The sequence below is a fragment of the Rosistilla oblonga genome (genome assembly GCF_007751715.1).
Classification (GTDB): Bacteria; Planctomycetota; Planctomycetia; order Pirellulales; family Pirellulaceae; genus Rosistilla; species Rosistilla oblonga.
Genome location: NZ_CP036292.1, coordinates 2,468,910 through 2,484,616, shown reverse-complemented (window position 1 = coordinate 2,484,616; position 15,707 = coordinate 2,468,910). Strand labels below are relative to the sequence as shown.

Below are 15,707 nucleotides of genomic sequence, written 5' to 3'. Positions count from 1 at the left end.
CGGCTACTTGAAATCGTTTTTGATGGAACTTCAGCATGTTTGTCGATTCCGTTCGTGAGCATCCGTCTGAATGTTTTATCGGCGATCCCGCAAAGATGGCTATCGAACATTTCATTGCGGAATCCCTTTCATTTTCCCGCCAACGTTCAAAGACTCGAAGAAAGCTGCCGCAACCGGAGTGGGAGCCCACACAAACCGCAACGACTAACTCGGCAGACGAACAGTAAACGCCCCTTTACATCAAGTTTACAACAGCATCTTGTGTTTCCATTTTTGCTGTCGAACGCTGCATGCGTTGTTCAAAATTTGCAGCAGAAAGATGGAGAGGAACTGTGCGACAGACTGTCGCCGCGATCACAGTTGGAGGCGGCGGTTGGCAGGCAAGTCTTTCGCCGCCGCGGGGAAACCTTGGCTTGGTCTGCGTTATCAACTGGCGAGCAACAACGCCTGCCGAGCGTCTGCAGCGATTCCCGACGGGCCAAACACTTCAGCTTCGACTCTTCAATTGGTCACTCCGGTTTACACATCTACAAGTTCAACCGGCGCCGGTTGAAGAAAAACGGAAACCTTCGTGCTGAAAGCTCCGAATCAGTGTGGGTTGATCTTTCCCCCCCTGATGCATGTTGACTAGACTCCTGGGTTTCAGCCGTTGGGGACGGGATCGTTGTATCTCGGTGGAATTGCTTACTGTTGCGTAACTTGCGTCGCAAGAGTGAGGGCAAGGCTGGTGTCTGAAAGCTGGCAGCAAGGTTCATCAAAGTTTGGGATTGAGAATGCGCATTCATGGCAAATTATTTGGTTCGTCAAAACGCAAGCACCAACGCGCCGCGGCCCGTCGCAGGGGGCTGATGCAACGAACCTTATGGCATGAATCGCTGGAAGACCGACGCCTGTTGGCCGTATCGACTTGGGATGGCGGGGGCGCTAACGACCTGTGGAGCACGGCTGAGAACTGGGAAGGAGATGCGGTTCCAGGACTTGTCGACGACCTCGTCTTCCCGGCAGACGCGCCTCGTCCGGCCAACGTCAACGACTTTGCAGAAGGGACGGAATTTGGTTCGATCTTGATCGCGGGCAGCAACTACGAGATCTCGGGCAGCGCGGTGAAGCTGTCCGCGGGCGTCACGTCGAATGGTTCGGACAATACCTTTGGTCTCGATGTCCAGCTAACGGACAACGCCTTGATTGGCAACTCAGGAAGCGGAACGTTTTCGGTCCAGGGGTCGATCGATCTGAATGGCCACGATCTATCGTTCACCACGACATCGGGAACGACTCTGATCCAAGACGCGATCTCCGGTGCGGGGGATCTTGTCAGCGGTGGCAATGGGGTGACAGTCTTTGCTGCCAGCAACTCCTTTACCGGCAGCACGTCGATCACCGGCGGCTCGTTGGTCGTCGAGGATGCTGGGGGACTGGGAACCGCCGACGGCACGCCCGCCACCGGAACAAGCCTGTCGAACGACGCAAAATTGCAGTTGGAGAATTCGATCACCGTCGCCGACGAACTGCTAACGGTCACTTCCGGCGGCACACTCGCATCGATCGGCGAAAACGCCTGGAACGGCGACATCGTTTTTGGTGACACCATTCGGGACAACTTCTTCTTGCAAAGTTATGTCGATTCCTCGCTTCGGCTGGGAGGCGATATTTCATCTGTCGACAAAAACGACCTACGAGTTATCGGAGGTGGCAGTGTCATCTTCGATGGCACGACCACACTTGATGCGTCCCATTCCAACGAGTTTGCCGTCTCCTCGGCAACGTTGGCTGGTTCGGGTTCGATCGACAGCAGCCACGCCGACGCCGACGACCGAATCCAGTTGGGATCGAGTGCGACGTTGAGCCCTGGGCCTGTGGGTGGGACCGGTATCCTATCGCTCGGCAAATCGGTTCGCTTCGTCGGCAGCGGCAACAGAGTCGATATCGATCTGAACGGCACCACCGTCGGGACGCAGTACGATCAGGTGAATCTCAGCGGTGATATCGATCTCAACGACGCGACGCTGAACGTCGACCTAAGTTACGCGGCAGTTGTCGGCAGCACCTTCACGATCATCGACAACGATCTATCGGACCCCATCGTCGGTACGTTTTCGGGTTTGAGCGAGGGTGGGCTGATCAACGTCAGTGGGCAATCGTTGCAAATATCGTATGTCGGTGGCACAGGAAATGACGTCGTCCTGACAGCGGTGACGGGAGTCCCTGTCGAATCGGCAACAAGCGCTACAATCATCGGCGACAATCTTGTGATCAGCGATGTCTCTGCCGCAGGCAAGGCGGATCATCTGCAAGTCAGTTTCGACGGCACGCACTACACGATCCAGGACATCTCGAGTCCGACGCCGCAGCCGATTGGATATATCAACATCGCCGGGGCGACCGGCAATGGAACCGACACGATCACCGTTCCCGCCGCGGCATTTTCGGGCAAGATCCTGTTCAATGGAGGGGCGGGCGACGACGTGTTGTCGCTCGATTACTCCGCCGGCAAGTTCGCCCACCGAGTCGACTTCGATGGCGGTGCGGGGAGCGATTCGCTAGCGCTCAGCGGCGGCAGTTTCGCCGACGCAGATTACCACTTTGTCGATGAACACAGCGGCAGCATCGACCTCAGCGGCAATCCGACGATTTCGTATTTGGGGCTCGAGCCGATCGCGTCGACGATCAATGCAACGAACGTGACGTTGAACTACAGTTCGGTCGACGAAACGATCGTAGTGACCGATGCCGGTGCAGGAAGCACCACCGTCGATTCGACGGCGGGCGAAGTGGTAACGTTCCTGAATCCGAGTGGTTCATTAACGATTAACGCCGGGGACGGTGCCGATCAGATCAACGTCGATGGACTCGCCTCCGATTACGCTGCCGATCTGATCATCGATGGCCAGTCGGGCGACGATACCGTGAACATCAACGGTTCGATTTCGCTGGCTGACAAACAGTTGGCGATCACTTCCGACACGATCAACACAGAGGCTTCGATCGAGACCGGCGGCGGATCGATTTCGCTCGATGCAACAAACGACATCACCATCGCGGCTCCCCTGCTTTCGAACGGCGGCCTGCAGACCTTAAAAGCCGATAGCGATGGGGATGGCAGCGGCACGCTGACACTCGCGATGGCGCTGGCTCAGTTTGTCGATCCCAACCCAGCCACCGGCAATCAATTTGGTGCCACCGTTGTGCCGTTGACGTCGGGCAACGTCGTCGTCACCTCCCCCTATGATGACGCTGGCGGCAACGACGCAGGCGCTGTCTATCTCTTTAACGGTCAGACAGGGGAATTACTGAGCACGCTGCTAGGATCTGGCGACGATGACCGGATCGGTAGCGGCGGCGTGAGGGCGATTGCCACCGGCAACTATGTGATCCAAAGCCCGCATTGGAACAACGGTGCGGCAACCAACGCCGGTGCGGTAACCTGGGCCGACGGCAGCACTGGAATCAGTGGCGTGGTCAGCGCCAGCAACAGTCTGGTCGGTTCCACGGCGGATGACAACGTCGGCGACGAGTATTTGACAGTGCTTACCGACGGCAACTATGTCGTCCGCAGTCTCCTCTGGGACAACGGTGCGGCGATCGACGCAGGGGCTGTGACCTGGGGCGACGGCAGCACAGGAGTCCGCGGCGCGGTCAGCGCCAGCAACAGTCTCGTCGGTTCCCGGACGGATGACAGCGTCGGCAATAGCGGCGTGACAGAACTAAGCAACGGTAACTATGTCGTCCGCAGTTCCCTCTGGGACAACGGTGCAGCGACCAATGCTGGGGCGGTTACCTGGGGGGACGGCAGCTCGGGAGTCCAGGGTGAGGTCAACGCCAGCAACAGCCTTGTCGGTTCCCGCGATTTTGACATGCTGGGCTTGCATCGGGTGACGCCGCTCAGCAACGGCAACTATGTCGTCCAGTCACCATTATGGGATGACGGGACGGATTTCAATGTGGGAGCGGTTACCTGGGGCGATGGCAGCACGGGAGTCAGCGGTGAGATCAGCGCCAGCAACAGCCTTGTCGGTTCCAACACGTCTGACAACATCGGCAACGGCAACGTCACGGCTCTTAGCAACGGTAACTACGTTGTCGTTAGCTACTATTGGGACAATGGCACAGAAACCAATGCGGGGGCGGTAACTTGGGGCAATGGGAGCACGGGAGTCCGCGGTGTGATCGACGCCAGCAACAGCCTCGTCGGTTCGACGGCGTATGACGCAGTCGGCAGTTACGGCGTGACGGAACTCAGCAACGGCAACTATCTCGTCGCCAGCCCCCGCTGGGACAACGGAGCGGCAGACAATGCGGGCGCGGTTACCTGGGGCAACGGCACCACGGGAATTACCGGCGTGGTCAGCGACGCTAACAGCCTCGTTGGTTCCAATATGTATGACTATGTCGGCAACGCCGGGGTGACGCCGCTCAGCAACGGCAACTATGTCGTCTCCAGCTCCGATTGGGACAACGGAGCTACGGCCGATGTGGGCGCGGCTACTTGGGGCGACGGCACCACCGGAATTAGCGGCGTGGTCAGCACGGCTAACAGCCTCGTCGGTTCCACCGCGAATGACCAAGTGGGATTCTCCAATGTACTGGCGCTTAGCAACGGCAACTATGTCGTCAGTAGTCATTTGTGGGACAGCGATACGGCAGACGACGTGGGAGCGGTTACTTGGGGAGACGGTAGCACCGGCACGATTGGCATCGTCAGCGCTGCTAACAGCCTCGTCGGTTCCACGGCCGACGACAATGTAGGGCGGTCCGATTTGACGGCGCTCAGCAACGGCAATTTTGTGATCCACAACCAGTATTGGGACAATGGCACAGCAACCGATGCGGGGGCGGTTACTTGGGGTAATGGCAGCACGGGAAGCACCGGCGTGATCAGCGCTGCGAACAGCCTCGTCGGCTCCACGGCTGGAGACCAAGTGGGCTTGGGTGTGAGGGCGCTCGACAACGGCAACTATGTGGTCGGCAGTCACACCTGGGACAACGGTGCGGTAACCGATGCGGGGGCGGTTACTTGGGCAGACGGCAGCACGGGAATCACCGGCGAGATCAGCGCCAGCAACAGCCTTGTCGGTTCCACCGCAAATGACCGAGTGGGATGGTCCTCTATCGCAGACCTCGGCAACGGCAACTATCTGGTCTTCAGTCCCAACTGGGCCAACGGGACCGTCGCCAACGCCGGTGCTGTTACTTGGGGTGACGGCAGCACGGGAGTCCGCGGCGAAGTCAGCGCGGCCAACAGCCTTGTCGGTTCCCAGGCAGACGATATGGTCGGCAGTGGCTTTCTTACGAGGATTGCCAACGGCAATTTTGTCGTGATTAGTCCCGACTGGGACAACGGTGCGGCGACCGATGTAGCGGCTTTGACCTGGGTCAGCGGCAGCGCGGGGATCAGCGGTGTAATCTCCGGCACCAACAGCGTGATTGGCACCACAAACGTAGGGGTCGATTACTGGACGGTGGTGGCCGATGAAAATAGCGACAGTCTATTTATTCGGCTTCCCAACGATGGCGGTGGCCGAGTGGTCCTTGGTTCGCAGGAGTCTGGTTTTGGGCTGGGCACGGGTGCGTTGGATGCTGGCGATGGCTCGATCGCGCTGCACGCGGCAGACGTCGACTTGCAAGCCGAGATCCTATCGACCGATGGCGTTTCCATCGCTTCGGCGCAAACGGATCGACCGATCAGCCTGGGAACTCACGTCGCGGACAGTCTTGGGCTGACCGATGCCGAACTCGATTTGATCTCGACCCCACGGCTGATTGTCGGCGACGCCAGCAGTGGCGATGTGACGATCAACGCGGCGATCGATCTGACCGGCAACGCACAGCTGCTGGAAATCCACAGCGACGGTGCGATCACCGACACAAATACCGCCGGCGCCGACCTGACTGTCGAAACGCTACGTCTGTTCGGTAACCTGCAGCCAGGTGCATCGGTCGGCATTTTCAGCGCCGACGGCGACATGCTGCTTGCCGATAACAGCAGCTTCACTGTCGACCTCGATGGCTCCGGTGCGGGCAACGGCAGCGGTTTTCACGACCAAATCGACGCAACCGGATCGGTCGACATTGGAACCGGGGTCGCGCTGAACGTTGCAGGAATGATCGGCTACACTCCGGTCGGCAACCAGCGCTACACGATCATCCAACGCACCGGCGGGTCTGGGACGTTCGACGGCCTTCCCGAAGGCGCGACGATCAGCAGCGATTTCCTCGGCTCGGGGCGTCCCGCTTGGATCACGTATCGAGGAGGGGACGGAGATGACGTGGAACTGTTGTTTGTCGTCAACACGGCACCTGTCGCCCAACCCGACGCCGTCAGCACGACCGAAGATGCGTCGGTGTTGATCGATCTCTTTGCGGACAATGGGAATGGGGTCGATTCGGATGCCGAAGACAATCTGGATCGCACACTCACCGTAGCGCTAAGCGCTCCCGCGTTAGGAACGCTGAACAACCACGCCGATGGCACGATCACATTCGATCCCGATGGCGACTTTGACGATCTGGATCTTGGCGATTCGGTCGATGTGACCTTTACCTATCAGATTGAAGATTCCCAAGGCCTAACCGATTCCGCAACGGTTACCGTCACGGTCAACGGGGTGAACGACGATCCGGTCGCGGCGGCCGATGCGGCGTCGACTTTGCTGGGTGCCCCGGTCACGATCGACGCCCTGGCTAACGACACCGATGTCGATGGCGACGACGGTCCTAGCAATTTCTTACTGACCGGCGTATCGATCGCCTCGACAACCGGACTCGCCAGTTCCCCCGCCGCAGCCGGTTCGGTCAGCATCGTTGCGAATCGGGTTGTCTTTGATCCCGGCCCCGCGTTTGATGAACTTTCCGCCGGCCAACTAGCGACCGTCGCGATCGATTACACGATGCGTGATCAGAACGGCGCGACCTCTTCGAGCACTGTAACGGTGACGGTAACGGACTTCCAACCGGTCACTGTCACGGTTCCCGATCTGGACGCGGGGGTGATCGTTTCGGGAACAACCGAATTGACGATCGACTTCAGTCGTGACGTCGACCCGACTGCCGCGACAGCTCCCTTTACGCTGGTTTCGGTCGGGCAAGACGGCCTGTTGGGAAGCGGCGACGATGTGGAAGTGACGATCACGTCGGCGACTTACGACGGCGATTCGGTCACGCTGGCCTTCGCTGGACTCACCGAAAGCGTTTACCGATTGGTGGTTGCGGACACGTTGACCGATCCCGCAGGCTATCCAATCGACGGTGACGGCGATGGAGCCGCCGGCGGCAGCTTCCGGATTGATTTTGTTGTCGATGTAGAGTCCGCGGGAGGAGCGGATATTGAAATCGACATGGCAAACCATGGAAGTGGCCAGTTGATCGAGGGGCCCGACAATGCGTTCGACGGCCTGAACCGCTTGCAGATCGACGGCGTCGACTTCCAACCGACTGCCTCCGGAACGCTCACCGATTCGGGAGCAACCGTCGCCACCGGTTCACAGGCTCTCAGCGGTCTGACGGTATCGCGGGAAGTCACCCTGCTCGCCGACGGAAGCGAAGACTTCGTGCGCACGATCGAAGTATTGCAGAACGCGACGGGCGCGGATATCACCACGACCGTTCGGGTTGTCGGAAATCTCGGTTCCGACGCGGCGACCAACGTCTTTACCACGTCCAGCGGCGACGCAACCGCGGACGTCACCGATCGTTGGATCGGCACCGACGATGCCGATGGAACCGGTTCACCCGCAATCATTCACTACATCTATGGTCCCGGCAGATTGGCACCTTCCGCGGTGCAGGTGATCGACGACAATGTCTATTGGACTTTCGATGTCACCGTCCCCGCCGGTGAAACTCTTCGACTGGCAACGCTTACGATTCTCGGTGAGACGCGTGCCGACGCCACCGCTGCCGCAGCAGCATTGGTCACCCCGGCCGGATTCACGGGGGAAGCGGATGCGTACCTGATTCAAGGCGAACTCGATTCGGTAGCGAATTTCCGGTTCCATGCCGATGTCGAATTTAGTGTTGCGACCGCCAGCGATTCCGAGGCCGATGGAGGCAACCTTCCCAAGTTGTTGATCGACGGGATCGTCAACACGCCGCAAACCATCGACCTGACCATCACAGGCGGCTCCGCAACGCTTGGCACGGACTTCACTCTCCCCACCAGCGTCACGATCCCCGCGGGGACCTACGACGGCACTCTGGCAACAGCCGTTGCGATTTCCCTGGACATCACCGACGACAACTCGGTCGAGCTGTCCGAAGATGTTCAGTTGCGTCTTACCAATCCATCCTCGGGGCTGCGAATTGAAGATGCTGACGGTGACAACACGATCCAATCGACGCATGTCTATTCGATCACCGACGACGATTCGGCAACGTTTACCGTCGAAAACGTCACAATCGAAGAAGGCGGAAACGCTCTCTTCACAGTTTCGTTGGACAATCCGATCGACACCGCTGTAGTGGTCGACATCGATTTCAGCGGCGGGACCGCCAGCGCCGCGGACTACGACAACGCAGCGCAAACGGTCACGTTCGCCGCCGGTTCGACGACGGGGCAGACTTTCAGTGTCACCACGACCGAGGAAAACCTCGTCGAACTGACCGAGACCTTTATCGCATCGCTCAGCACTGCGACGGCCATTGGTGCTCGCGACGTCACGGCGACGGATACCGCAACGGGAACGATCACCGACGACGATTCGGCGACCTTCACCGTCGAAAACGCCACGATCGAAGAAGGCGGTACAGCTCTCTTCACCGTGTCGTTGGACAACCCGATCGACACCGCGGTCGTGGTCGACATCGATTTCAGCGGCGGAACCGCCAGCGGATCGGACTACGACAACGCAGCGCAAACGGTCACCTTTGCCGCCGGGTCGACAACCGGGCAGACTTTCAGTGTCGCCACGACCGAAGAAAACCTTGTCGAACTGACCGAGACCTTTATCGCATCGCTCAGCCTCGCGACGGCGATTGGCTCTCGCGACGTCACGGCGACCGATACCGCAACGGGAACGATCACCGACGACGATTCGGCAAACTTCACGGTCGAAAACGTGTCGATCGAAGAAGGCGGAAACGCTCTGTTCACCGTTTCGTTGGACAACCCGATCGACACCGCGGTCGTTGTCGACATCGATTTCAGTGGCGGAACGGCCAGCGGCTCGGACTACGACAACGCGGCGCAAACGGTCACGTTCACGGCTGGTTCGACGACCGGTCAGACTTTCAGTGTCGCCACGACCGAAGACAGCCTTGTCGAACTGTCCAAGACCTTCACCGCAGCACTCAGTACAGCGACGGCTGTTGGTGCTCGCGACGTCACGGCGACCGATACGGCAACGGGAACAATCACCGACGACGATTCGGCAACGTTTACTGTAGAAAACGTAACGATCGAGGAAGGCGGAAACGCTCTGTTCACCGTTTCTCTCGACAACCCGATCGACACTGCGGTCGTGGTCGACATCGATTTCAGCGGCGGCACCGCCAGCGCCGCGGACTACGCCAACGCGGCGCAATCGGTCACCTTCGCCGCCGGTTCGACGACCGGTCAGACTTTCAGTGTCACCACGACCGAGGAAAACCTCGTCGAACTGACCGAGACCTTCATCGCATCGCTTAGCACTGCGACATCGCTTGGTTCACGTGACGTCACGGCGACCGATACCGCAACCGGATCGATCACCGACGACGACTCGGCAACCTTCACCGTCGAAAACGTGTCGATCGAAGAAGGTGGAAACGCTCTGTTCACCGTTTCTCTCGACAACCCGATCGACACCGCCGTCGTTGTCGACATCGATTTCAGCGGCGGAACCGCCACAGGATCGGACTACAACAACGCGGCGCAAACGGTAACGTTTGCCGCCGGGTCGACAACCGGGCAGACTTTCAGTGTCGCCACGACTGAAGAAAACCTTGTCGAACTGACCGAGACCTTCACCGCAACGCTCAGCACCGCGACGACGCTTGGTGCTCGCGACGTCACGGCGACCGATACCGCAACGGGCACGATCACCGACGACGACTCGGCAACGTTTACTGTCGAAAACGTATCGATCGAAGAAGGCGGAAACGCTCTCTTCACCGTTTCGTTGGACAATCCGATCGACACCGCTGTGAGTTTGACTGTCAACGTTACCGACGGCACCGCGACCGGCGGTAACGTCGATTACGACAGCACGGCGAAGACGGTTACCTTTGCGGCGGGGAGCGTGGAATCACAGAGTTTCTCGGTTGCCAGCGTGCAGGACGCAATCGATGAATTCGACGAAGACTTCCAAGTCGATCTCACCTCGGGCACGTCGTTTGGTTCGAGGCCCGTTTCACTGGGGACCGCGACGGGAACCATTCTCGATAACGACACCGTGGGGATCGCTGTTCAACCGACGGCCGGGCTAACGGTATCGGATGATGGTGGTTCCAGCGACGTGACCGTCGTTCTTGAATCGCAACCGACCGACGTGGTCACGGTGCAGTGGACCACGACGGACTCCACCCAAGGACTGGTTTCCACCAATGGCGAACCGTTTGCCGCGACGACGACGCTGACCTTTACGCCAGCCAATTGGGATCAACCTCAAACGCTGACAATCCAGGGGCAGGATGATGGCGTTGACGATGGCATCGCGACATTTGCCATTGAACCCACCGTCGCCAGCGACGATCCAAAGTACGACGCGATGCCCTTGGATAACCTGCAGGTCACCAGTTCGGGTGATGGACCGATCATCAGCTTCCAGCAAGTGCTTAACGAACAGCTCTGGTTGGAAGTTTCGGGGGTTACGCCCGACGGAGTGGTCGTCTTTGTCTGGGGGACCGAACCGGGCTCAACCTACTTTCCGCAATTTGGGGTGACGCTGGGAATCGCGAATCCCACCCTCGCCTCCCTGGCCGAAGGTGGAAGCGACGGGACGACTTCCGGCTTGCTTCCGATTCCATTGACGATGGAGGGCCAAGACTATCTGTTCCAAGCATTTGAATTGGCTCCCAATCCGCAGGTCACCAATGTCTTGCCGTTGAGTATCGCCGGTTCTCCCCTCGTCGTCACTCAGAACAACGCAGCTCCCGACAACGCAGCTCCCGAATTGTCCGACGACCTGCCGAGTTTCACGGCGACGGTCGACAAGCCGTTTGCGTTTGACGTTCCAAGCGACTCCTTTGTCGATCCCGATTCGGATCAAACACTCGTTTACAACGCACGCCTGACCGATGGATCGCCGTTGCCCGACTGGTTGTCGTTCGATCCGACGTCGCAGAGTTTCCACAGCGATTCGATTCCCGAATCGGGCCAGTGGTCGATCCGAGTCACGGCGACCGATCGCGGCACGCCGGTCCAATTTTCCAGCACGACGTTTGTTCTACGCTCCGTCGAGGACCGCAGCGTCTGGCAGAACGTCTCCGAACCGCGAGACGTCAACGGAGACGGGGCGATCACGCCGATCGATGCGTTGATTGTGATCAACCGATTGAACACGACCAGCGATGCGTCGTTGTCCGACCAAAGTAGCGATGGCGAATCGATGATTGACGTCAATGGTGATCGTCGGGTCACTCCCTTCGACGCGCTGCAAGTGCTCAACCACGTGAACCAAGCGGCTGCGTTGGCAGGCACCGGGCTACCACCGGAGGGCGAGTTCGACGATCGCGACTCCTCGAACGAGAGTCCCGAACTTTACGACGCCGCAGTCGACGCGTTCCTGTCAGGCAGCAAGACGACCAAAGCAGCGAGTTTCGATTCGCCGAACTCCGTCGAAATCCAGTCGCCAGACAGCCCCAGCGATCTGCAGGAACAAGATGCCAACTCCAAGGACGAGTACGAGAACGCTGTCGACCTTGTCTTCGGCGAGTTGTTCTAAGCCGAGCAGGATCCCAAAACAACAGCATCGTTTTGAGATGAGAGGTAAACCAGTCAGCCGTCGCTGGCTGATGGTGCCGGGCAGAGAGATCTGGCCACCGGTCCGCATGTCGGCTGACACCGCGGCGAGAAACCGCGGGGGTGCACTGTTGGCTGATTAGAAGAACGAAGCAGTGCTTGTATTAATTTGAGGTATCACCCGACACGCGCTAGCGGCTTGTCGGTTTAGTCACAACGAGCTTCCTTGCATTAGCCGTTTGGGCGTTAGCCCCGGTTTAGTGGCAGCGGAACCGGGGCTAACGCCCAACCGGCTGATTAAACCGACAAGCCGCTAGCGTCCGGTTGGCTTGAACGACGCCTCGTCAGCGTTTGCCGGGCAACTCGCCTAAGCACAAACGCTTAATTGCCCTGGCTGGCTAATAGTGATATTCCAGCCCCACAGTCGCTCCGTGATAGAAGAGACTGTCGGAAGCGTCGACGCCGTGCGGTACGAGGATGTTCGAATGCACAAGTTCATCCGACGCGACGGCCACCGATGTGATCCACATGATCTGATAGCCCGCGACGAGATCTAGCTGGCTGGTCAGGCTTCGCCGTGCATTCAGCCCCAGTTCTGCCAGGAAAGAGAGCTTTCCACGGTCCCCCGCATCGCGAAGCTGAACGAGTCCCGTGTCGAGCAATGTCGATTGTTTTGCGGCATTGCCGAAAAGACCGACCTGCCCAAAGCCGTCGAGCGACCATTTCCCACTGCGGAACAGTTCCGATTCCAGGCCAATCTGTCCACCGTACAGCCGGTTCTGCGCCGCAGTGTCGATCGTTGTTGTTGAGAAAGAGTCTAAACGAAAGCCAATCCGATCGTCGATCTCCAGGTATCGAAAACCTGCCGTGAATCGGATCGCGTCGGTAAACCGCCGACTGATGCCAAGTTCCAGACTATGCAAGTCGGATGTGCGAACGCCATCGATCGACGTGACACCGGGAAAGGTGAACGGTAGCGAAGCGTTCAGGGTCGCGTTGCTCGCCGGTCCAACCAGGTCGCGGTGGCTGTCGCTCCATTGATCGACACTCATCCATCGCACGGTCAACGCGTAGGAGTCATTGAGGTTGTAGCGGCCATTGAGTTCGTAGCCAGGTTGGAATCCCAAATCGAATTCGTCGGAATCAAAGTTGCCGTTGGGGCCCCAGAAAATTCGATTGTCGTCGTCGGTCCGTTCCAAAAACAGAGCCTTGGCACCGAAGCTCCACCTCGTGGTCTCACACCCGCCAACGACATCGTCGAGACTTGGGTCGGCACACTCACCTTGCCCCTGCGCGATCGATGTGATCCCCATCGACAAGAGGAACCAAGCGGCTACTTGAAATCGTTTCCGACGGAACTTCAGCATGATTTTCGATTCCCGACGTTTGCATTCGGCTAAGTGGTTTATCGGTGATCCCCTACAGTTCGATATCGAGCATTTCGTCGCCAAATTCCCCTCGTTTTCTGGCCAACTTTCAAAGACTTAAAGAAAGCTGTCGCAAGCCGACGGAAAGCAACCCTAGCCGAGAGGACGAAAGCGGGGCCGGACTGTAAACCCGTGCTGACACAGAGTTTACCAGTGCGTCTTATGTTTCACACTTTCGCTGGCGAACGTTGCAAAATTCGCAGCCTCTGCCTAGAGAGGATCTTTCCGTCACGCGGCCGAGATCTACAGTCGGACGCGGCGGTTGCCGAAGGCTTTGCCCAGACGGATGCTGTTCCACGAGGCATGCACGGGAGTGTCGGTGCCGGAGAATTCGCGGATGAAACTGCCACGCCGCATCGCGCGTGGTGTGGGAGGCGGCTGGCGCATCGCTCGCAGGATCTCCTGCTCGCTGACGATCTGCTCGGTCTCACCCGCCGATTCCAGCAGCAAGTAATACCCGTCGGATGAGAGTTCGTGGTACTTGATGTCGAGCTTGCGGTTGGCCGGCAACGGCAGGTTCTGGCCCGCTTGTTTCAACAACATCCTCTTGGTCACCCAGTCGATGCGGCCGACAAGGATCGTGCGATCACCGGCCAATCCATCCAGCACATCGCTCCACCGCTGTAGCACTTCGTACGCTTCATCGGGCCGATTCTGATTGGCTTCCACAAATCGGCGGCAAGCGGCTTGGTACCATCGCTGGACGTCGAGTGCTGTCATCGGTCGGCCGTTGTGGACGGCGATCGCACGCTCGATCGGTTCGTCCCGAACCACAGCTTGCAATGCGCGCATCGGTCGCCGAACGCGCGGTGGATTTTTGATCGCGCCCGCTTCGATCGCATCGATCATCAATGTGGTCGTGGCGAGCCGCAGATATTCAGCCTCCTCCGCCATGTTGCAGTCTCCCAAACAGACTTGCATCCGTTGGCGTGAACCCAGGTTGCTGAAGAGGTCCATCGGATTAAACCATCCGATCAGGCAAGCATCCATCAGATGGGCGACGCTGAACAAAGGATAAGCGTGGTTGCCCAGCGGACCAAAGATAAATCGCAGCACGGGAGCTTTCTGAGCCAACAAAAAATCGCCGCTATGGGAAACCCAACCGCTTCCCGAGAGGATCGATCGGCTGACCAAAAACGGCGTCAACATTCGGACATGTCGACGATACAGACAGAACCTGGCAGCGACGATGATCGTCAACAGCATCGGACTCAGTGCGATCATCGCCACGCGGTTCAGTGCCCGTTCGACCGAGCGTGGGATCGGCGTGGCATCTTCGGATGTGTCGAATCCATCGCCGAAGAACTTACGGAACAATTCCGCTCGCTGCCCGCTGTCGGTTCGCATCACAGCAAACGGATAGACCGCCACAGCAATCAACAGGTACGCGGGGATCGCGACGATCACCAACGGGACCATGATTACCCAAAACAGCAGACAGATCGTCGCCGCTAACAACAAGACAACACGCCAACACGCGAGCCCCAGCCAGCCGGTGACTTGGATCTCGTAGTTCTCGTGAGTGCCGTAGGCGTTCCCTTGGCTGTCGCGGCTGTTCTTGATCAAGACCAGTTCGCCATCGTCGCGACAACTGGCCGCCGACTCGCTGAGCAAACGATCTTGAGCACGCTGCCAGACCAAAGCATCGCGAGGACTCTGGCACTCCGGCGTCGCCGCTTCGATCAGCCCAAAACCGCCCGCATGCAAAACGCGTTCGAAACCGATCGTGCCGCCGTTGGCCGTGAAGTGCTTCTCTTCCAAGAGGCTGCCGGTCGCCGTCGGCAATCGCTCCCGGAACTTCTCCAACAGCGAGCGATAGAGTTCGATCTGTTTTACGGGCGGCCCGTCTTGGTGCGGCCGAAAGCGGATCGCGTATTCGGTCTCCAGCCCCAGTAAGCGTTGAAAGATTGGAGCGTTGGTTTTCAAGAGCTTCGCCTGCCGGGGTGCGCAAATTCAAACAGCACGCCCCGACGGGCTGATTCGGTCGGGCGATGATCGATCGTCGCCCCACCCTTTAAAAGATTCGCCGATCGATTTATTCGCCGCCGTCGGGAACGACAACCTCGTCCAGATATCGCTGCGGTTGATCTTGGGCATCGACGGCGACTCGGTCGATGATCTGTTCCAAGGTTTGCGGTTGAGGCAACGTTTCGCTGGTCTGCGGTGCTTCGAGAATGGTGTCCGTCTTCACAGGGGCGCTCCTGAATCGATAGGTGATCGGATACAATGGGCGATGCGGAATCGTTCCCACTCCATTCGCTTGATTATAGAAGAAAGATTTGCGGGTCACAATCAAGTGATTTCGCGGTGTGGGGCGTTGGGCGAACTGGGCAAATCTTGCCAGCAGGCTCTTCCCCATCGAGCAACGCCGCAACGCGTTTTTCGTTATAGAGGATGTCGGTTCT

At 58.6% G+C, this 15,707-nt stretch carries 5 protein-coding genes; 2 read left to right on the top strand and 3 right to left on the bottom strand.

Translation table 11 applies throughout. The features are described 5' to 3' along the window. The first annotated feature begins 35 nt into the window (after positions 1-35). Both CA51_RS25755 and CA51_RS08815 read left to right on the top strand, forming a co-directional pair. Complete coding sequence (locus CA51_RS25755; RefSeq protein ID WP_197451698.1) at positions 36-227, top strand: hypothetical protein; 192 nt, start codon at positions 36-38, stop codon at positions 225-227. Between the two features lie 621 nt (positions 228-848). Further along, positions 849-11,858: a Calx-beta domain-containing protein gene (locus CA51_RS08815; protein ID WP_197451697.1), complete on the top strand. Its 11,010-nt coding sequence runs from the start codon at positions 849-851 to the stop codon at positions 11,856-11,858. A gap of 415 nt (positions 11,859-12,273) precedes the next feature. Here the strand turns inward: CA51_RS08815 and CA51_RS08810 are convergent, their stop codons facing one another. The 3 genes from CA51_RS08810 to CA51_RS25750 form a co-directional block, all read right to left on the bottom strand. Further along, positions 12,274-13,242: an Lpg1974 family pore-forming outer membrane protein gene (locus tag CA51_RS08810; protein ID WP_145119726.1), complete on the bottom strand. Its 969-nt coding sequence runs from the start codon at positions 13,240-13,242 to the stop codon at positions 12,274-12,276. Positions 13,243-13,545: 303 nt separating this feature from the next. After that, complete coding sequence (locus CA51_RS08805) at positions 13,546-15,228, bottom strand: proteasome accessory factor PafA2 family protein (RefSeq protein WP_197451696.1); 1,683 nt, start codon at positions 15,226-15,228, stop codon at positions 13,546-13,548. A gap of 109 nt (positions 15,229-15,337) precedes the next feature. Then, positions 15,338-15,493: a hypothetical protein gene (locus CA51_RS25750; RefSeq protein ID WP_197451695.1), complete on the bottom strand. Its 156-nt coding sequence runs from the start codon at positions 15,491-15,493 to the stop codon at positions 15,338-15,340. Positions 15,494-15,707 lie beyond the last annotated feature (214 nt).

What these genes read in the sequence shown, in the direction of transcription:
- CA51_RS08815 (WP_197451697.1), top strand. Translation starts at nt 849, where the DNA reads ATGCAACGAACCTTATGGCATGAATCGCTGGAAGACCGACGCCTGTTG.
- CA51_RS25755 (WP_197451698.1), top strand. Translation starts at nt 36, where the DNA reads ATGTTTGTCGATTCCGTTCGTGAGCATCCGTCTGAATGTTTTATCGGC.
- CA51_RS08810 (WP_145119726.1), bottom strand. Translation starts at nt 13,242, where the DNA reads ATGCTGAAGTTCCGTCGGAAACGATTTCAAGTAGCCGCTTGGTTCCTC.